Source organism: Thiocapsa rosea (genome assembly GCF_003634315.1).
In the GTDB taxonomy this organism is placed as follows: domain Bacteria; phylum Pseudomonadota; class Gammaproteobacteria; order Chromatiales; family Chromatiaceae; genus Thiocapsa; species Thiocapsa rosea.
Genome location: NZ_RBXL01000001.1, coordinates 1921198 through 1940866, shown reverse-complemented (window position 1 = coordinate 1940866; position 19669 = coordinate 1921198). Strand labels below are relative to the sequence as shown.

The following is a 19669-nucleotide window of genomic DNA, read 5'->3' as shown; positions in this document are numbered from 1 at the left end:
GCGCGTCGCGAGACGCCCTGAAGGAACTGATTTTTGTCGGCGCTACGGCACGACACCGGCGACTTCCGCCGGAACATAAAAATAGACGACATCGCACAGTCGAACCGACACTCACAGACTCGCGCTCACGGGTATATTCAATGCCGATTGCCTCGTCTCCACGCCGAAGCAGCCGACGACGCCCTGCACCGGAGCCGGCAGATATGGAGCTCGACCGCGATGACTCATTCCCCCTTGCGAGCCCGACCCGGGGTGGTTGCGGCCGTGGTCTTCCTGGCGGCCGCCCTCCTTGCCGGGGCGGCGATCGCCTACTTCGAGCAGCAGCGCCTTGCGCTCGCTCGCGCGGATGCGGCGGCGGTCGCCGATGATTTTGCGGACATTCTCGAGATCCAGATCGATCGCGCCCTATCGGTGACCTACGCCTTGGCCGCACTGGTCCATCAGGGCGAAGGACGCATCGATGGATTCGAGACACTGGCCCGCGCGCTCTTGCCTTTTTACGACAATGTCGAGGCCGTTTATCTGGCACCCGACGGCATCGTCGGGCAGGTCTTCCCCTTGGAGACCAACGAGGCCGTGCTCGGCTTGAATCTGCTCGAGGATCCGCAGCAACGCATCGAAGCGCGTCTGGCGCGCGACACCGCCCGACTGACGCTGGCGGGTCCGTTCGAGTTGGTCCAGGGCGGCGAGGGTGTGGTCGGGCGCCTGCCCGTCTTCCTGGAGGATGCGCAGGGCAACCCGCTGTTCTGGGGCTTTACGATGGCGATGTTGCGCACCCCCTCGGCACTCGCGCCCGCCGGACTGTCGCAGTTGAACGAACGCGGTTTCGAGTTCGCACTCTGGCGTACCGACCCGCGCAGCGGCGTGGTGCAGATCATCGAGCAATCCTCGTCCGCGACACTCTCGGACCCGGTCAACCAAACCGTGCCGGTGCCCAACGCCACCTGGACATTGAGCGTCAGCCCGGTGTGGGGCTGGTCCGATCCGGCAGGATTGGCCGTGAAGGGTGCATCGGGGGTCTCGCTTGCGCTTCTGCTGGCTGCCCTCGCCGGTCTGCTGGTGCAATCCCGGGTCGACCGTGAACGACTCGAAGACCTGGTGCGCGAGCGCACGACGCAGATCCGCGCCCGCGAGTCGGAGCTTACACGCGCCCAAGAGGTCGCGAAGGTCGGCAGTTGGACGCTGGACCTGGCGAGCGGTCGCGTGCAACGCTCGGAGGAGACCGAGCGAATTCTGGGACCTTACGAGGGTAAACCCGGCACGGCCCAAGCACTGTTCGGTCCCGTTCACCCGGAGGACCGGGAGATCACGGATCAGGCTTGGCAGGCGGCGTGCGCGGGCGAGGCATTCGATCTGTGCTACCGCATCCGCAACGGCGAGCAGCTCTCCTGGCTTCGCGCGCGCATCGAGCCCGCGCCCGCTAAAGCCGGAGGGCGCCGCTGCAGCGTCGGCACGCTGCAGGACATCACGGAGCATAAGGCTGCCGATACGGCATTGCGCGAGAGCGAGACGTTTCTCAACTCCGTGATGGAGATCCTGCCGGTTGGGATCTGGTTCCTGAATGCGGAGGGCGAGATCCGATTCATCAACGAGGCCGGGAAACGCATCTGGGGCGGTGCTCGCTACGTCGGAATGGAGCAATTCAGCGAGTACAAGGCCTGGTGGCTCGACAGCGGCAAGCCGATCGAGCCGGCGGACTGGGCGGCGGCACGCGCCATTGACCGCGGCGAGACCTCGCTCGGGGAGCAGATCGAGATCGAGTGCTTCGACGGCACGCGCAAGATCGTGCTCAACTCGGCCGTCCCGTTGCGCGACGACAACGGGACCGTCACGGGGGTCGTCGTCCTCAACCAGGACATCACCCAGGATAAGGTCGCCGAGGAGGAGATCCGTCGTCTCGCCTTCTATGATCCACTGACGCGCCTGCCCAATCGTCGGCTCCTGCTCGAACATCTCGCGCACGCGCAGGCCACGAGTGCCCGCAGCATGAGCGAGGGGGCGCTCCTGTTCATCGATCTGGACAACTTCAAGACGCTCAACGACACCTACGGCCACGAGACCGGCGATTTGCTGCTCCGGCAGGTCGCCGAGCGGCTGAGCGCCTGCGTGCGCGAGGGCGACACCGTGGCCCGTCTCGGGGGCGACGAGTTCGTCGTGATGCTCGAGGACCTGGGTACGAACGCCGAAGAGGCGGCAGTGCATGCGGAGCGTGTCGCTGAAAAGATCCTTGCCCATCTCAACCCGCCCTATCGAATCGCGGAGCAGTCGCACCACAGCACCCCGAGCATCGGGATCACGCTCTTCTGCGGTCATCGAGAGAGCCTCGAAGACGTGCTCAAACGCGCCGACTTGGCGATGTACCAGGCCAAGGGCGCAGGCCGAAACACACTCTGCTTCTTCGACCCCGAGATGCATACCGTCCTGGCTCGGCGCGCCGCGCTCGAGATCGACCTGCGTCAGGGCCTGCTGGACGGGCAATTCTTCCTCCAATATCAGCCCCAGGTCGACGACGCGGGAACGGTGACGGGCGCCGAGGCCCTGCTGCGCTGGCGCCATCCCGCGCGCGGTCTGGTCTCGCCGGGCGAGTTCATCCCGGTGGCGGAGTCCTCGGGACTGATCTTGCCGCTCGGTCAGTGGGTGCTCGAGGCCGCCGCGCGTCAACTCGCCGTCTGGGCGGGGCAAAGCGAAACCAGTCATCTGTCCTTGGCCGTCAACATCAGTGCGCGTCAGTTCCGCGACCCGCGCTTCGTGGAGCAAGTCCTGCGGATCATCGAGCACACCGGGGCGAATCCGCAGCGACTCAAGCTCGAGATCACCGAGAGCCTGCTGCTCGACGACATCGGCGATGCCATCGACAAGATGTCGGCGCTGAAATCCCACGGGGTCGGATTCTCGCTGGACGACTTCGGCACCGGGTACTCCTCGCTGTCCTATCTCAAACGCCTCCCGCTCGATCAACTGAAGATCGACCAGTCGTTTGTCCGCGATGTGCTCACGGACCCCAACGACGCGGCCATCGCACGCACCATCGTGGCACTGGCGCAAACCCTCGGCCTCGGCGTGATTGCCGAAGGGGTCGAGACGGCGGAGCAGCGGAGCTTTCTCTCCGAGCACGGATGCCGGGCCTTCCAAGGCTATCTGTTCGGACGACCGGGCGCCGCCGAGGATCTGCTTGCGGGATCGCAAACAACGATGGCTTGATCCGAGGAGCCGAGTCCACGGCGGCGCGCCTGCGAACGGACGGTGGTATCCTTTGCGCGAGCGAGTCACCGTCCTCCCGTTCAGGCAGTCGCGCGCATGAATCTTCTCTTCGTTGTTCTCATTCCCTTCATCGGGGCCGGCTTGGCCGCCTGGGTGTCGCGCTTCGGCCGTCTGCAATCGGCCTGGGTGGCCGGAGGTGTGGCCCTGGCCGCGCTGATCGCGCTGGCACCGAGCGTCGCCGCTCCGTTTCTGGGCGAGACCCTGGTGCAACGCATCCCCTGGATACCCGCGCTGGGGCTCGACCTCGCGTTCCGGCTCGACGGGCTTGGCCTGCTGTTCGCCCTGATGATCTTGGGGATCGGTCTGCTGGTCATCCTCTACGCGCGCTACTACCTGGCCGAGCGCGACTGTATGGGCCGGTTCTATGGGTATCTGCTGCTCTTCATGGGCTCGATGCTCGGGATCGTCCTGTCCGAGAACCTGATCCTGCTGCTGATGTTTTGGGAGCTGACGAGCCTCTCGTCCTTCCTGCTCATCAGCTACTGGCAGCATCGCGAGGATGCCCGAACGGGTGCGCGCATGGCCCTTGCCGTCACGGGGCTGGGCGGACTCGCCATGCTCGGCGGCTTCGTGCTGCTGGGCGAGATGGTCGGAAGCTACGATCTGTCCGTGGTCCTCGCCAGCGGCGACCTGATCCGAGCCGACCCGCTCTACACGCCGATGCTGGTGTTGATCCTGCTGGGTGCCTTTACCAAATCGGCGCAGTTCCCGTTCCATTTTTGGCTGCCGCACGCGATGGCGGCACCCACGCCGGTATCGGCCTATCTGCACTCGGCAACCCTCGTCAAAGCGGGTGTCTTCCTGCTGGCGCGTCTGTTCCCGGCACTTTCAGGGACGATTGAGTGGTCGGTCTTGGTCATGGGCGCCGGGCTTTCGACCCTGTTGATCGGTGCCTATTTCGCCCTCTTCAAGCACGACCTCAAGGGCCTGCTCGCCTACTCGACCATCAGCCATCTGGGCCTGATCACGCTGCTGTTCGGCATCGGGACTCCGCTCGCCGCAGTGGCCGGGGTCTTCCACATCATCAACCACGCGACCTTCAAGGCATCGCTCTTCATGGCCGCGGGCATCATCGACCATGAGTGCGGGACGCGCGACATGCGCCGCATCAACGGTCTGTGGCGCTACATGCCCTACACGGGAACGCTGGCGATGGTGGCCGCAGCGGCCATGGCCGGTGTCCCGCTCTTCAACGGGTTCCTCTCCAAGGAGATGTTCTTCGGCGAGACGGTGACCTTCTCGGCAACCCATTCCTGGGAGTGGCTCTTGCCCGGCGCCGTCGTCGTCGCGGGGATCTTCGCCGTGGCCTATTCGCTGCGCTTCATCCACGACGTCTTCTTCAACGGCGATCCGGTGGATCTGCCCAAGACCCCGCATGAGCCGCCGCGCTGGATGAAGGTGCCGGTGGAGATCCTGGTCGCGATCTGTCTGTTGGTCGGGATCCTGCCGGCCTTTACCGTGGCACCGCTGCTCTACGTGGCCGCGACGGGCGTGCTTCAGAGCACCCCGCCGGCCTACGATCTGGCCATCTGGCACGGCGTCAACGCCGCGCTGATCATGAGCATCATCGCCCTGATCGGAGGCATCCTGATTTATGCCGGACGCCAGCCGCTGTTCAAGCTCGCGACCAGGCTCGAAGGGCTCCTCGATGCCAAGGCCGTCTTCGATTGGATCCTGAAGGGACTCCTCGCGCTGGCCGGGGCCGTCACCCGCACGCTGGATACCGGCTCGCTGCAGCGCATGCTGCTCGTCTTCATCCTCTGCGCGCTGACCCTGGGGACGATCGGTTTCCTCGGCGGCGGGGCACCGCTGAGCGGCGATCGCGCACTCTTACCCGCCGATGCGGTGAGCGTGCTGGTGACACTCGCACTCGTCATCGTCGCGCTCTGGACAGTCATCCTGCACCGCCGACGCCTGACCGCGCTGATCGTGATGGGTGCGCTGGGAGTGCTGGTCTCGCTCATCTTCGTGAAGTTCTCGGCGCCGGACCTTGCCTTGACCCAACTCTCGGTGGAGGTGGTGACCATCGTCCTGTTGCTGCTGGCGCTGTATTTTCTGCCGCAGTACAGCCCGGCCGAGTCAAGCTGGACGCGACGGATCCGCGACATCGGGGTTGCCGGCCTGGCCGGCGGCGGCGCGGCGGCACTCACCTGGTCGGTACTCACCCGGCCTTACGAGAGCATCGCGGACTACTTTCTGGAGAACAGCGTGCCGGGAGGCGGCGGCGGCAACGTCGTGAACGTCATCCTGGTGGATTTCCGGGGCTTCGATACCCTGGGCGAGATCTCGGTTCTGGCGCTGGCGGGATTGGGCATCTATGCCATGCTCAGGGATCTGCGTTTGCCCGGACCGGCCTGCGACGCACGCGGGCGGCCCTGGAACTGGGACATGCATCCGACCATCATGGCCGCACTGACGCGCCTCCTGCTGCCGCTCGCCCTGCTGGTCTCGGCCTTCATCTTCCTGCGCGGACACAACCTGCCGGGCGGCGGTTTCATTGCCGGTCTCATCACGGCGATCGCACTCATCATGCAGTATTTGGCGAACGGCGTGGAATGGACGCACAATCGCATGACATCCAACCTGCATCCGGTCATCGGCACCGGGCTGCTGATCGGGCTGCTCACCGGACTGGCAAGCCTGATCTTCGGCTATCCCTTCCTGACCTCCGCCTTCACGCATGTGCACCGGCCGGTCATCGGTGACTTCGAGCTGGCCTCGGCGATCGCCTTCGACCTCGGCGTCTATCTGGTGGTGGTCGGGGCGACGCTCCTGATCCTGGTGCATCTCGGCCTGATGCACAACGCCAGTCATCCGAACGAGCCGGCACCGTCCGGGCCGAATCATTCTTGAGGAGCTGTCGTCGATGGAAGCCCTGATCGCCGTGATCATCGGTGTCTTGACCGCCTGCGGGGTCTACCTTGCACTGCGGGCGCGCACCTTTCCCGTGGTCATCGGACTGACTCTCTTGTCCTACGCCGTGAATCTCTTCCTGTTCATCACCGGGCGCCTGAGCGTCGGTCTGCCCGCGGTGATCTCGGATCAGGCCGTCGGCTATGCGGATCCGCTGCCTCAAGCGCTGGTGTTGACCGCCATCGTCATCAGTTTCGCCATGACGGCCTTCATCATCATGCTGGCGCTCAAGGCGCGTGCCGAACTGGGAACGGATCAGGTAGATGGCCGGCTCGACGCCGAGGACGCTCGTGACGCCCCCGGTGGAGAGCGCGGATGAACCATCTGGTCATCGCCCCGGTCCTCTTCCCGCTCTTTGCGGCCACCCTGTTGCTGCTGTTGCGGCGCGTCATCCCCTTGCGCGTGCGACGCATCCTGAATCTTGTCGCACTCGTCATCCAGATCCTGCTGGTGTCGCTCCTGGTTCAGCGTGTCGCCGGGGGCGAGATTCTGGTGTATGCCCTCGGCAACTGGCCGGCGCCCTACGGGATCGTCATGGTCGCGGATCGTCTGAGCGTCTGGATGCTGCTCGTCACGAGCCTGCTCGCCTTCTTCGCCATGCTGTATGCCGTGCGCGGCACGGATGCCGGAAGCCGGCACTTCCATCCGCTCTTCCAGCTCCAGTTGTTCGGTCTAAGCGGTGCCTTTCTGACCGGCGATCTGTTCAACCTCTTCGTCTTCTTCGAGATCCTGCTGCTCGCCTCCTACGGGCTGCTGCTGCATCGCGGCGGGGCGAATCGGGTGCGGGCCGGGCTGCACTTCGTGGCCCTGAATCTCGCGGGTTCCACACTCTTTCTGTTCGCGGTCGGCACCCTCTACGCCATCCTCGGGACGCTCAACTTGGCGGACCTGGCGGTGAAGGCGGCAGCCACACCGCCGGAGAACCTCGGCGTGGTGCGCGCGGCCGGGCTCATGTTGTTCGCGGTCTTCGCGCTGAAGGCGGCCCTGATCCCGCTCTATCTGTGGCTGCCCGCGGCCTATTCGTCGACATCCGCACCGGTGGCTGCACTCTTCGCAATCATGACCAAGGTCGGCGCCTACAGCATCCTGCGGGTCTATACCCTGATTTTCGGTGCCGAGGCCGGTCCGGTCGCGAATCTGATCGGCCCCTGGCTGTTGCCGCTCGCGCTCGCAACGATGGCGATCGGCACCCTGGGCGTGCTGGCCGCACATGAGCTGCGCCGGCAGGTCGCCTATCTGGTCGTGGTCTCCGTGGGGTTTCTGCTGACGGCCTTCGCACTGGGGACGGAGGCCAGCATCGGTGCCGGTCTCTACTACTTGGCACATAGCACCTTCGCTGCGGCGGCCTTCTTCCTCTTGGCGGACATGATCGCCATGGGACGCGGCACGCTGGCGGATCGTCTGGATCCGGGGCCGGTCATCGCCAACGCCAACCTGATCGGTGCCTTCTTCTTCATCATCGCCATCTTGGTCTCCGGGCTGCCGCCGCTCTCGGGGTTCGTGGGCAAGTACATGGTCCTGAATGCCGCGGTGGACCTGCCGAGCATGCCTTGGGTGTTCGGCGTGATCCTGACCGCCGGGCTCTTCGGCGTCATCGCACTGGCGCGCAGCGGCAGCCTTTTGTTCTACCGCGCCGAGGGCGTGATCGAGCGGACAGGCACGGCCGGTCGCCACGCCATCGGTCCGAATTGGGGGCGCCTCTTGCCGATCATCGGCCTGCTGTTGCTCTGCGTCACGCTGGTCGTCTGGGCCGGCCCCTTGTCGGACTACACCCGTGCGACCGCCGAGCAACTCCTGGAGCCGGGTGTCTATATCCGGGCCGTACTGGGCGATCCCCGAAGTGTATGAGCGGAGTGCATAAGCGATGAAGCTCAGACTGCTGCCCCATCCGATCCTCACGCCGGTTCTGGCGATCATCTGGCTCCTGCTGGTCAACAGCCTGTCGCCCGGCCAGGTCCTCTTAGGCCTTCTCCTGGGCTGGGCGATCCCGGTCTTCACGCTGCGCTTCTGGCCGGAGCGGGTCAGGATCCACAAACCATTGACTTTAATGCGCTTTTTTGCGGTCGTCATGTATGACATTCTGATCGCCAACCTCGCGGTCGCCGCCCTGATCCTGGGCGGTCCGAAATACGTCAAGCCGGCCTTCGTGCGCGTGCCGCTCGCCTTGCGCACGGATCTCGGGATCAGCCTGCTCGCCAACACCGTCTCCCTCACGCCCGGCACCGTCTCGGCCTGGCTCAGCCCGGATCGCAGCCACCTGGTCGTGCACGGCTTGAAGGTCAAAGATCCCGACGCCCTGATCGCCGAGATCAAGCGCCGCTACGAGGCACCGATCAAAGAGGTCTTCGAGCCATGCTGAGCATCGCCGTCTCCATCGCCTTCGCACTGGTTTCCGCAGCGCTGCTGCTGAGCCTCTGGCGTCTGCTCCGGGGGCCGGACAAGCCCGACCGCATCCTGGCGCTCGACACCCTCTACATCAACACCATTGCCTTGTTGGTCCTGCTCGGGATCCATCTGAGCAGCTCGCTGTACTTCGAGGCCGCGCTGTTGATCGCCATGATGGGTTTTGTCGGGACGGTGGCACTCTGCAAGTATCTCCTGCGCGGCGATATCATCGAATAATGAAAGCGCGTTTCTTGGTGGTTTTTGGTGATGTTCGAGGGCTTGACGAGCGTTGCGCACATCTGTACACGTCGGAGTCGACGCGCTTTCATGAGGTTTAATTTTTTGATTTTCTTTCTTCAATCGCGTCGACTCCATGCTTTCGGGAATCCATGTGGACCTGATTCGGCACACCCTCTATTGATCACGGCGAGGACGCGATTGAATGCTTGAGATCATGTTGTCGGTTTTGATCGTCGTCGGTGCGCTCTTCACCTTTATCGGGTCATTGGGGCTCGCCCGGTTCGGCGATTTCTATACGCGCCTGCATGGCCCGACCAAGGCGACGACACTCGGTGTCGGGGCGTTGCTGATCGCCTCCGTGTTCTACTTCAGCACCCGCGGCGAGGGGCTCAGCCTGCATGAGATCCTGGTGACCCTCTTCCTCTTTATTACGGCCCCGGTCAGTGCGCACCTGCTCGCGAAGGCCGCGCTGCATCTGCGCGTGCGCTCGCTCGCACCGCCGCCGCACGAGGCAGAGGATCCGCTGGGCGGGACCCGAGCCGGCGACTAGATCCGACCAAATCTTGTCGGCCTCTGCGACCCCGGCGACCCTCGAGCGCGACCCTTATTCGTCATGATCATCGTCGGTATCGATACCGGAGGGACCTTCACCGACCTCGTGCTCTGGCGCGACGGCTCGGTACGCACGCATAAGGTCCTCTCCACCCCGGCCTCGCCGGAGCAGGCGATCCTGCGCGGAATCGCCGAGTTGGGCCTGGATCCGGTCGGTTTGCACGTCGTCCACGGGAGTACCGTGGCGACCAATGCGGTTCTGGAAGGCAAGGGCGTGCGGACGCTCTATGTTGCCAATCGCGGGCTCGGCGATCTCTTGACCATCGGCCGCCAAGCGCGACCCGATCTCTACGATCTGCAGCCGCCGGCACGCCTCCCGCCGGTTCCGCCCGAACTCTGCGTCGAGACCGGCGGACGTCTCGGCGCCGACGGCCACTGGGTCGAACCCCTGACCGCGGTCGACCTGGATGCGCTGAAGGCGACGGTCGTTCGGCTCGCCCCGGAGTCGGTCGCGATCAACCTGCTTTTCTCCTATCTGAACGACAGTGCCGAGCGGGCCTTGGAGGACGCGATGCCCGCGGGCCTGTTCGTCGCGCGCTCCTCCGAGGTCCTGCCGCTCGTCGGCGAGTACGAGCGCGGGATCGCCACCTGGATCAATGCCCGGATCGGTCCCATCGTCGCCCGCTATATCGGACGCCTTGCCGACGGCCTCTCGGGCGCGCGGGTCTCGGTCATGCAAAGCAGCGGGGAGGCGGTCACGGCGAGTCAGGCCGCGCGACACACCGCACGCCTGCTGCTCTCGGGTCCCGCAGGCGGACTCGCCGGAGCGGCCTTCGCCGCCGCGCATACCGGTGGTGCACGGTTGCTCACCTTCGACATGGGCGGGACCTCCACGGACGTCGCCGTGGTCGACGGCGAGCCGCGTCTCACCACCGACGGGCGGATCGCCGGCTTCCCCGTCGCACTGCCGATGGTCGACATGCACACCATCGGAGCCGGCGGGGGCTCGATCGCGCGACTCGATGCCGGCGGCATGCTCTTGGTCGGGCCAGAGTCCGCCGGAGCGGATCCGGGACCGGCCTGTTACGACCGCGGCGGACGCGAGGCGACCGTGACCGACGCCAACCTGGTGCTCGGACGGCTCGACCCGAACGGCTTCCTCGGCGGGCGGATGCGGTTGAACCCGGACGCCGCCCGTGCTGCACTCGCACGACTCGCCCACGCCATGGGGCTCTCGATCGAGGAGGCGGCGCTGGGCGTGATCCGTCTGGCCGACGAGCACATGGCCCGCGCCTTGCGGGTCATCTCGGTGCAGCGCGGCTTGGATCCGCGCGGGTTCATCCTGACCTCCTTCGGCGGTGCCGGCGGTCTTCATGTCTGTGCCTTGGCCGAGGCGTTGGGCATGACCCGCGCCTTGGTCCCGGTGCATGCCGGCGTCCTCTCCGCGCTCGGGATGGTGGTGACCCCGGCAGGGCGAACCCTTACCCGCACGCGCATTGGGCTGCTCGTCGAGACGTGCGATGCCGAGATCGAGGAAGCACTTGTCGCACTTGCCGAAACCGGGATCGCCGAGTTGGAACAGGAAGGCTTTGCCCGCGCGGATCTGCGTGTCGAGCGCTCGCTCGATCTGCGTTATCGCGGCCAGTCGCATACGCTCAACCTGCGCTGGGATGGCGTCGCGGACACCATTGCCGCGTTTCACGGTCAGCACCGAGAACGCTACGGCCACCGGCTCGATCTCCCCGTAGAGCTGGTCAATCTACGGGTGCGCGTTCGCGGCCCGACCCCGAATCTCGCGCTGCCGCCGATCGGCGCATCGCTCCGACGGAGTCCGACGGGAAGCGCCACCGCCTACGGCTGTCCGACGCCGGTAGCCTGCTGGACACGCGAGGACCTCGGGGCAGGGCACAGGCTCGTCGGCCCGGCGATCATCGCCGACGCACTGGCCACGACCTGGCTGGCCGCCGGCTGGCGGGCCGATCTGGACGCGGTCGGGAACCTGATGCTACAAAGAGCGGTCGGAATAAAACCCTAGCCGGACAAAGACAAAGGGCCAGATCGCCACCGGCCAAACCCGCATCGGCCCGCCACCACCACTCGCTCAGGACATCCATGACGCCCTACGGATTGCTCGACGTCGACATCTTGTCGGCCGTGCTCATCACTCTCGGCATGACCCACATCACCATCGTCGCCGTGACGGTCTATCTGCACCGTGCACAGGCCCATCGTGCGCTCGATCTGCATCCGGCGGTCTCGCACTTCTTTCGCTTCTGGCTCTGGCTCACGACCGGCATGGTCACTAAGGAGTGGGTCGGCGTCCATCGACGCCACCACGCCAAATGCGAGACCGCCGAGGACCCCCATAGCCCGCAGATCTTGGGTCTGCGCAAGGTGTTGGGCGAGGGTGCGGAGCTCTACGCACAAGCCGCGAGCAATCGCGCGGCCGTCGAACGTTACGGTCAAGGCACTCCGGACGACTGGATCGAGCGCCGCCTTTACAGCCGCTTTTCCTGGCAAGGGCTAGCGCTTATGCTGATCCTGGATGTCGTCCTCTTCGGCGTCTACGGCGTCGTCATGTGGGCCGTTCAGATGCTTTGGATCCCCATCTTCGCCGCCGGAGTGATCAACGGGGTTGGGCACTACTTCGGATACCGCAACTTCGAGCCGGCGGACGCCTCCACCAATATCGTCCCCTGGGGCATCCTGATCGGCGGAGAAGAGCTGCACAACAATCACCACGCCTTTCCCAGCTCGGCACGCCTCTCGTCGAAGCGCTGGGAATTCGACATCGGCTGGATGTATATCCGCATCCTCAAGGCACTGCGCCTGGCGAAGGTCCGCCGAGTCGCTCCGAATCCGCAGGTCGTCCCGGGCAAGTCGCAATTGGATCTCGAAACCCTGCGTGCCGTGATCACGAGCCGAATGCACGTCTTTGCGCGCTACGGGAAAGAGGTGATGGGTCCGGTCTCGCGCGAGGAGCTGTGCCGCGACGCGGAGCACTGCCGCCGTTTAGTCAGGCGTGCGCGCAGACTGCTTCTGACCGAGGGCCAACGTCTCGACGCCTCCGCGCGCAGCAGCTTGGAGCAGATCCTGGCCAAGAGCCAGACGCTCGCCACCGTCTATCAGTTTCGCGAGCGTCTGCAGGAGATCTGGGACCGCAAGGCGCCCAGCCAGGAGGCATTACTGAACGCGCTTCAGGAGTGGTGTCAGCAGGCCGAGGCGACCGGAATCCATGCGTTGGAACGCTTCTCCAAAAACCTGCGCGGATTTGCACTGACGCCGACGCTCGCTCGTTAATTAAACCGCGCCCTGCGTGGTATGCGAGGTTTTTCGATGGTATACGCCTCGGCAGATTTGTCAGCCGCTGGAGCCGGCGCGGCTTAAGACTCTGAATAATATTAAATTTTAAACCGCGCCAGCTCCGACAGTCGTTGGTGCTGGCGCGGCTAAGCCATTCCAACAAATGACGCACACCGCACCGGGCGCGGTTTAAAGCGCGTTCAGCACGGTTCTCGAGTGCATCGCGCTGACCGCGCCCTCTCGGGCCGTCGGGCCGGCTGAAGAGGACGACTGCAAGTCGTCTATCCCGGGTGGTGTCGCCGCTTCGCGACGACCGTTGGCGTCACTTCCGACCCATCGTCTGCGCAGTTGGGATGTCCATTCCCGGAAGGGGTACTACCGGCAGAGCCGCAACGACGAAAGGTGGTTGAAGTTTCTCCTCGTTGTCGTTGTCGTTGTCGATTACGACAACGACAACGACAACGACAACGAGTGTGACAAAGAGGTACTTTCGTCGAGTTGTCGGCGGATCAACGGCGGGTGTCGTTCCGTGTGGTCAATTCTTCCAGTAACCCGTCGATGCCGCGACGCTGCGCTACAGACGTGAACTGATTCCGATACGAGGCTAGCAGGCTGATCTCCTGAACCGCGACATCGTAGGCCCGCCAACGTCCGTCGCTGTAGGCCATCCGATAGTCCACCCGCACCGGCTGCCCGCCCGGCTGCTGGATCTCGGTGCGAACGAGCGTGCGCGTCGCGCCGGGCTCCAGCTGCATGGGGAGGAAGCGGATGTCCCAGGAACTCAACGCATCGAGCGCTGAGGCATAGGTCTGGATCAAGAGCCGCTGAAACTCCGCCTGAAAGACCCGGCGCTGCTCCGGCGTCGCATCCCGCCAGTAGGGTCCGAGCGCCAAGGCCGAGACACGCGGGACATCCACATGCGGTAAAAACAGCTCGTCGACCAGGCGATGGACATAGCCCGGGTCGGTCTTGAGCAGGTTCCGATCCTCGCGCAGCACGCGCATCAGGCCATCAGAGACCTGCTGGATGATCCGCTGCGGCTCATTGAGTCCACTGTATGCCGTCGCCGGGAAGAGCACGGCGCACTGAACCAAAAGCAGCGTCGCCCAAAGGGCGCGGTGTTTCATTGGGGTCATAGGTCACTATCCGATCGGGTTGCCCGGTTTCCTGTAAGGGTATACTTCGACACCTCGTCCGGCGAAGGGGTTTCATGACCATCCGCCGACATTCGAACCACAAGGTGTGCAGGAGAGACCCATGACGCCCCCCCAGCCGATCCCCGAGCCGAGCCCCCAGCCCACACAGGCCGATCTGAAGGACTTCTTTCTCAAGGACCGTTTCGCCGCACACGTCGGCATCGAGTTGTTGGAAATGGCGCCGGGCCGGGCCAAGGCCAAGCTCGAGATCCATGACCACCACCGCAACGCCGTCGGCGTCGTCCACGGCGCGGCCATCTTCAGCCTGGCGGATCTGGTCTTCGCCGTCGCCTCCAACTCGCACGGCACGGTGGCGCTCGGGATCAACGTCTCCATCTCCTACATGAGGGCCGCCCGCGGCGGAACACTCGTCGCCGAGGCCGAAGAGGTCTCGATCAACCCCAAGCTCGCCACCTATCTGATCCGCATCCTCGACGATGAGCAGACCCTGATCGCGCTCTTTCAGGGGACGGTGTATCGGAAACGCGAGGCATTGCCCGTGGCGGAGTGACGGCCCGCTAAACCGCGCCCAGCGCGGTATGCGATGTTTTTGGATGGTGTCGGCCCCGGCAGACTTGACGAGCGCTGGAGCCTGCGCGGTTTAAGAGATTAAAAAATAAATCATTTTAAACCGCGTCCCCACCAAGAGCCGTGGATGCACCGAACGTCGAGCTCACTCGAAAATGAGCATCTCGCTCCGGACGCGGTTTAATACTCACACCGTCAGGTATTGCTTGACCAGATCCTCCGTCAGATCGGGCATCGACCCGCTCGCCATCAGCCGTCCGCGGTCGAGGATGATGAAGCGATCGGCGACGCGGCGGGCGAAAGGGAGCTTCTGCTCGACCAGGATGACGGTGAGATTCAGGTCGCTCATGAGGCGGCGGATGATGTCGCCGATCTCGTGGACGATGTTGGGCTGGATGCCTTCGGTGGGCTCGTCGAGGATCAGGAGCTTGGGGTCGATGACCAGCGCCCGGCCGATGGCCAACTGTTGTTGCTGACCGCCCGAAAGATCGCCGCCGCGGCGCCCGAGCATCTCTTTGAGCACCGGGAATAGTTCGAAGATGTAACCGGGGATCTGTTTGGCGCGGTCGGGCCGTGCGGCGAGACCGATGCGCAGGTTCTCCTCGACGCTCAGCAGCGGGAAGATCTGGCGACCCTGCGGGACGTAGCCGATCCCGAGCGGTGCGCGACGCTCGGCGGTCAGACGCGCGAGATCCTGACCCTGATAGCTCAGGGAGCCGGACCGCAACGGGAGCAACCCCATGATGCATTGCATCAGTGTGGTCTTGCCGACCCCGTTGCGACCCATCACGCAGGTGCACTGACCCTGCGGGATCTCGACATCCAAATCCCAGAGCGTGTGGCTCTCGCCGTAGAACTGATTAAGGCCCGAAATCGTAAGCATATTGAATCGCGTCCGGGGTGATGATCAATGTCGTCGTGTGCCGCCGCGTCGATGGCTCAGGATGCCTTACAGTCGACGCGATTCAAGATAAAGAAAAAAATTCCTAAAACGCGTCTGCTGATGCGGTCGCTGGCTCATCGGCGGCTCGTCCCAAGCGATGACATCGCATATTGCACGAGACGCGTTTTAGCCGGGCAGGAAGGTGCCTCGGATTTGCATCTGGTCCCAGGGACAGCCATCCGGAAAGGCATCATAGTCCAGCGGCGTCTCGGCGACGGCGAGGTCGACCGCGTCCGGATAGGCGTCGCGGATGATCTCGTCCAATCGCGCGGCCAGGCTCGGGTTCTCGTCCAGCAGCTTGGCGATCGCGCGACGTTGTGTGTTGATGGTCGCGCGCCAGGATTTGCGGCTCGGATACTCGGGCTGGTACTGCCATTTGAGGAGATGGCCCAGCAAGACGGCGAGCCGACTTTCCAACGCACGCCGTTCCCGTTTCCCCAAGTCCTCGATCTCCTCGACGAGGTGCGTGACATCCAGTCGCCCGTATTGGCCGGAGCGCAGCAGGCTGGCCTGCTCTCGCGACCAGGCGTAGAAGTCTTGGTCGTAGTCGGTCGTCATCGCGTGGCCTCCGAGGGCGTCCGAGCGCGGGGCGCGCCGTCTCGAACAGGATACATGAGGCGTTCCCCATCGGGTTTATTCCCCCAGATAGACCTCGACCACGCGCGGGTCGTTCTGGACCTCGTCCATGCTGCCTTCGGCGAGGACCGCGCCCTGATGCAGCACGGTCACGCGCTTGGCGATGGAGCGGACGAAGTCCATGTCGTGCTCGACGACCACGACGGAGTGCTTCCCCTCCAGCGAGAGCAGAAGCTCCGCCGTGCGGTCCATCTCCTGATGGGTCATGCCGGCGACCGGCTCGTCGACCAGCAGCAGATGCGGGTCCTGCATCAGGAGCATGCCGATCTCGAGCCATTGCTTCTGGCCGTGAGAGAGTGCGCCGGCCTCGCGCTGGATCTGTTCCCGTAGTCCGATGATGCCCAAGACCTCGTGGATGCGGTCGCGTTGCTCCCCGCTGAGCCGCGCGAACAGGGTCGGAAAGACCCGCTTGTCTCCGGCCATCGCCAGCTCGAGGTTCTCGAAGACGCTGTGCGACTCGAAGACGGTCGGCTTCTGGAACTTGCGGCCGACGCCGAGCGCGGCGATCTCGGGCTCGGAGAGTCGCAGCAGATCGATGGTCCGCCCGAAATAGGCGCTGCCCGTATCCGGACGGGTCTTGCCGGTGATGATGTCCATCATGGTGGTCTTGCCGGCACCGTTCGGACCGATCACGCAGCGCAGCTCACCGGCGTTGACATAGAAGTTCAGGTTATTGATCGCCTTGAAGCCGTCGAAGCTGACGCTGACGTCTTCCAGATAGAGGATCACGCCCTGGCTCACATCCAGATCCAGGTCCAGCATGGAGTACATGAAGCTCCACTGCCGGTCCTTGCGCATGGATTCGCGCAGTTGCTCGACGGGCTTCATGGTGCCGCCTCCGCTGCGGACCCGGTCGGGGATCGCGATCGTCGCCAGGTCCTGATCATGCCGACCAGGCCCGCGATCCCCTTGGGCAGAAAGAGTGTGACGACGACGAAGAGCGCACCCAGGGCGAAGAGCCATGCCTCGGGGAAGGCGCCGGTGAAATAGGTCTTGCCGTAGTTGACCAGGATGGCGCCGATGACAGCGCCGTAGAGTGTGGCCCGACCGCCGATGGCCACCCAGATCACCAGCTCGATCGAGTTGAGCGGCGAGAACTCGCCCGGATTGATGATGCCGACCTGCGGGACATAGAGCGCCCCGGCCACGCCGGCGAGCATCGCCGAGAAGGTGAAGATGGCGAGCTTGACCCGATCGACCCGGTATCCGATGAAGCGGGTGCGCGCCTCGGCGTCGCGGATCGCGACCGCAACACGCCCAAGCCGCGAGGTGACGATCCAGCGGCAGGCCAGATAGCCCAGCGCCAAGGCACCCGCCGAGGCGAGGAAGAGTCCGATCCGGGTCGCATCGCTCTTCAGATCGAAGCCTAGGATGTCCTTGAAGTCGGTCAGACCGTTGTTGCCGCCGAAGCCCATCTCGTTGCGGAAGAAGGCCAGCATCAGGGCATAGGTGAGCGCCTGGGTCATGATGGAGAGATAGACGCCGGTGACCCGCGAGCGGAAGGCGAGATAGCCGAAGATGAAGGCCAAGGTTCCGGGGACCAGGATGGCCATGAGCGCGGCGAACCAGAAGAGGTCGAAGCCCTGCCAAAACCAGGGCAGCTCGGACCAGTTCAGGAAGACCATGAAATCCGGCAGCACCGGGTGACCGTAGACCCCGCGATCGCCGATCTGACGCATCAGATACATGCCCATCGCATAGCCGCCGAGACCGAAGAAGGCGGCATGTCCCAGGCTCAGGATGCCCAGATAACCCCACACCAGGTCGACCGCGACGGCGAGCAACGCATAGGTCAGATACTTGCCGAGCAAGGTCACCGTGTAGGTGGAGACATGCCAGGGGCTCGACTCGGGCACGACCAGATTCAGGATCGGCACCACGACCGCGACGACCAGCAGGACGGCCAGCATCGCCTGTCCGCCTTTGTCGCCTCGCATGACACTGATCACACCCATACTCGTCTCTCCGAAACCTCAATAAACTCAACCTATCGGTTCTCCTCGTCCCACCGACCCGCCTACCCGTCCGCGGCGCGTCCGCGTTGCGGGAAGAGCCCGCGCGGGCGCTTCTGGATAAAGAGGATGATAAAGACCAGCACCAGGATCTTGGCAAGCACCGCGCCGGCCCAGGGCTCCATCAGCTTGTTGGCGACGCCCAGGGTCAAGCCCGCGACCAGGGTTCCCCAGAGATTCCCGACCCCGCCGAAGACCACGACCATAAAGGAGTCGATGATGTAGGCCTGCCCCATGTTGGGGCCGACGTTGGTGAGCTGGGACAAGGCGACACCGGCCACCCCCGCCACACCGGCGCCCAGGCCGAATGTGAGTGCATCGACGCGCGCCGAGCGCACGCCCATGGAGCGCGCCATCGCCCGGTTCTGGGCGACCGCGCGCACTTGCAGCCCCAAAGCGGTGCGCTTGAGGATCAGCAGCAGCGCGACGAAGACCATTAATGCAAAGATCAGGATATAGAGCCGGTTGTAGGTGAGGGCGAGCGCCGGATTGATCTGAAGCGCACCGCTCATCCAGGACGGATTCTGCACGGCCACGTTTTGGGCCGAGATGGTCGTGCGCACCAGTTGCTGAAGGATCAGGCTGATGCCGAAGGTGGCAAGCAGTGTTTCGAGCGGTCGACCGTAGAGGAAGCGGATCACGGTGCGCTCGATCAGGATCCCCAGCAGCCCTGCGACCACGAAGGCCGCCGGGATGGCGACGAACAGCGAATAGTCCAGAAACCCCGGCATCGCCTGTTGGACCAGGTAGGTCGTATAGGCCCCGATCATGATCAGCTCGCCGTGGGCCATGTTGATGACGCCCATGACCCCGAAGGTGATCGCCAGACCGATGGCCGCAAGCACCAGGACCGAGCCGAGGCTGAGCCCGAAGAAGAGCGTCTCCGCCGCGGCGTTGAGCTTGAGCTTCTGCTCGATCGCGGCGAGTGAACGCTCCGCGGCGGCACGCACCTCCGGGGCCGGCTCCTCGCTCAGCAGTGTGGTCAGTGCGTTGCGTGCGGCCGGATAGAGACTCCCGGAAAGCGTGTTCACTGCGGCAAGCCGGGCTGCGGGGTCTTCGTCACGCAGACTGGCCAGTGCCAGGCTCAGATCGAGATAATCGCGAACGCGCGGATCGTCCTCGCGCTCGAGCTGCTCGCGGATTGCCTCCACGACGATCGGGTTGGCGTCGCCCAGCATCTGCTGTGCGGCTCTGAGACGAACCGCCGGATCGGGACTCGCCAGCGTCAGGGCGGCGATCGCCGTGCGCAGCTGGTTGCGCATACGGTTGTTGATCGTGATCTTCTTCACGGCGCCGCGTTCGACCATGCCGAGATCGCTGCCGTCGAGTGCGTCGGTCAGCCGATACCCGCCGGGAGCGGGCGCAACCAAAACCGGGCGTCGATCCGACTCGCGGGCATAGAGGTTGCCGCCCAATAGGGCTTCGAGGAGCGTCGCCGCACGCGGATCACCGCCGACGGCAATGACATCGACCGCGGCTTGCTTCACCTCGAAGGAGCGGTCGCTCAGATCGATCAAGGCCGCGTCGATCTCATCGGCCATGCTGCCGAGCGGCAACACCATCAAAATCAGAAAGGCAGAAACGAGACCAAGGCCCGCCAGGTGCGGGAAGCGTCGCAATCGGTCTGTCGGGCTCATGGGCATCTCGATACTCGCTGCGATCGGAGGCTGTCTGCGCACGCCCCATTGATTCATCCGCGA

At 64.5% G+C, this 19669-nt stretch carries 16 protein-coding genes; 10 read left to right on the top strand and 6 right to left on the bottom strand.

What is annotated here, in order from left to right:
- Nucleotides 1-219 precede the first annotated feature (219 nt).
- The 9 genes from BDD21_RS08795 (at nt 220) to BDD21_RS08755 (ending at nt 12651) form a co-directional block, all read left to right on the top strand.
- Nucleotides 220-3201 (top strand): bifunctional diguanylate cyclase/phosphodiesterase, encoded by a 2982-nt coding sequence (locus tag BDD21_RS08795; RefSeq protein WP_245969481.1) that lies wholly within the window; start codon nt 220-222, stop codon nt 3199-3201.
- 96 nt (nt 3202-3297) lie between these two features.
- Nucleotides 3298-6114 carry a monovalent cation/H+ antiporter subunit A gene (locus BDD21_RS08790; protein WP_120796847.1) on the top strand — a complete coding sequence of 939 codons (2817 nt, stop codon included), beginning with the start codon at nt 3298-3300 and terminating at the stop codon, nt 6112-6114.
- Between the two features lie 13 nt (nt 6115-6127).
- The gene (locus BDD21_RS08785; protein ID WP_120796846.1) at nt 6128-6493 is read left to right on the top strand and encodes a Na+/H+ antiporter subunit C; all 366 of its coding nucleotides are present in this window, start codon (nt 6128-6130) and stop codon (nt 6491-6493) included.
- Nucleotides 6490-8022, top strand: coding sequence for a monovalent cation/H+ antiporter subunit D (locus BDD21_RS08780; protein ID WP_120796845.1), 1533 nt, complete (start codon nt 6490-6492; stop codon nt 8020-8022). Before BDD21_RS08785 ends, BDD21_RS08780 begins: the two co-directional genes overlap by 4 nt.
- Before the next feature lie 16 nt (nt 8023-8038).
- Entirely contained in the window at nt 8039-8533 is a 495-nt protein-coding gene (locus BDD21_RS08775; protein WP_120796844.1) for a Na+/H+ antiporter subunit E, read from the top strand.
- Nucleotides 8527-8796 carry a K+/H+ antiporter subunit F gene (locus tag BDD21_RS08770; protein ID WP_120796843.1) on the top strand — a complete coding sequence of 90 codons (270 nt, stop codon included), beginning with the start codon at nt 8527-8529 and terminating at the stop codon, nt 8794-8796. Before BDD21_RS08775 ends, BDD21_RS08770 begins: the two co-directional genes overlap by 7 nt.
- A gap of 205 nt (nt 8797-9001) precedes the next feature.
- A complete protein-coding gene (locus tag BDD21_RS08765) occupies nt 9002-9349 on the top strand; it encodes a Na+/H+ antiporter subunit G (protein WP_120796842.1) in 348 nt (115 codons plus the stop codon).
- Between the two features lie 63 nt (nt 9350-9412).
- Nucleotides 9413-11386, top strand: a complete 1974-nt coding sequence (locus BDD21_RS08760; RefSeq protein WP_120796841.1) for a hydantoinase/oxoprolinase family protein — start codon at nt 9413-9415, stop codon at nt 11384-11386.
- A 77-nt stretch (nt 11387-11463) separates the two neighbouring features.
- Nucleotides 11464-12651, top strand: a complete 1188-nt coding sequence (locus BDD21_RS08755; RefSeq protein WP_120796840.1) for a DesA family fatty acid desaturase — start codon at nt 11464-11466, stop codon at nt 12649-12651.
- 512 nt (nt 12652-13163) lie between these two features.
- Here BDD21_RS08755 and BDD21_RS08750 read toward each other — a convergent pair.
- Nucleotides 13164-13790, bottom strand: a complete 627-nt coding sequence (locus tag BDD21_RS08750) for an MlaC/ttg2D family ABC transporter substrate-binding protein (protein ID WP_120796839.1) — start codon at nt 13788-13790, stop codon at nt 13164-13166.
- A 121-nt stretch (nt 13791-13911) separates the two neighbouring features.
- Here BDD21_RS08750 and BDD21_RS08745 point away from each other — a divergent pair, with 121 nt between their 5' ends.
- Nucleotides 13912-14361, top strand: coding sequence for a PaaI family thioesterase (locus BDD21_RS08745; protein ID WP_120796838.1), 450 nt, complete (start codon nt 13912-13914; stop codon nt 14359-14361).
- A gap of 204 nt (nt 14362-14565) precedes the next feature.
- Here BDD21_RS08745 and urtE read toward each other — a convergent pair whose 3' ends face one another.
- The 5 genes from urtE to urtB all read right to left on the bottom strand — a co-directional run bounded on the left by urtE (nt 14566) and on the right by urtB (nt 19606).
- Entirely contained in the window at nt 14566-15261 is a 696-nt protein-coding gene (gene urtE / locus BDD21_RS08740; RefSeq protein ID WP_120796837.1) for an urea ABC transporter ATP-binding subunit UrtE, read from the bottom strand.
- A 186-nt stretch (nt 15262-15447) separates the two neighbouring features.
- Entirely contained in the window at nt 15448-15879 is a 432-nt protein-coding gene (locus BDD21_RS08735) for a DUF29 domain-containing protein (protein WP_120796836.1), read from the bottom strand.
- 75 nt (nt 15880-15954) lie between these two features.
- The gene (urtD, locus tag BDD21_RS08730; RefSeq protein ID WP_120796835.1) at nt 15955-16785 is read right to left on the bottom strand and encodes an urea ABC transporter ATP-binding protein UrtD; all 831 of its coding nucleotides are present in this window, start codon (nt 16783-16785) and stop codon (nt 15955-15957) included.
- The gene (gene urtC, locus BDD21_RS08725) at nt 16782-17912 is read right to left on the bottom strand and encodes an urea ABC transporter permease subunit UrtC (RefSeq protein ID WP_211335014.1); all 1131 of its coding nucleotides are present in this window, start codon (nt 17910-17912) and stop codon (nt 16782-16784) included. The genes urtD and urtC overlap by 4 nt, the downstream gene beginning before the upstream one ends.
- A gap of 62 nt (nt 17913-17974) precedes the next feature.
- Complete coding sequence (gene urtB / locus BDD21_RS08720) at nt 17975-19606, bottom strand: urea ABC transporter permease subunit UrtB (RefSeq protein ID WP_245969479.1); 1632 nt, start codon at nt 19604-19606, stop codon at nt 17975-17977.
- Between the last annotated feature and the right edge of the window lie 63 nt (nt 19607-19669).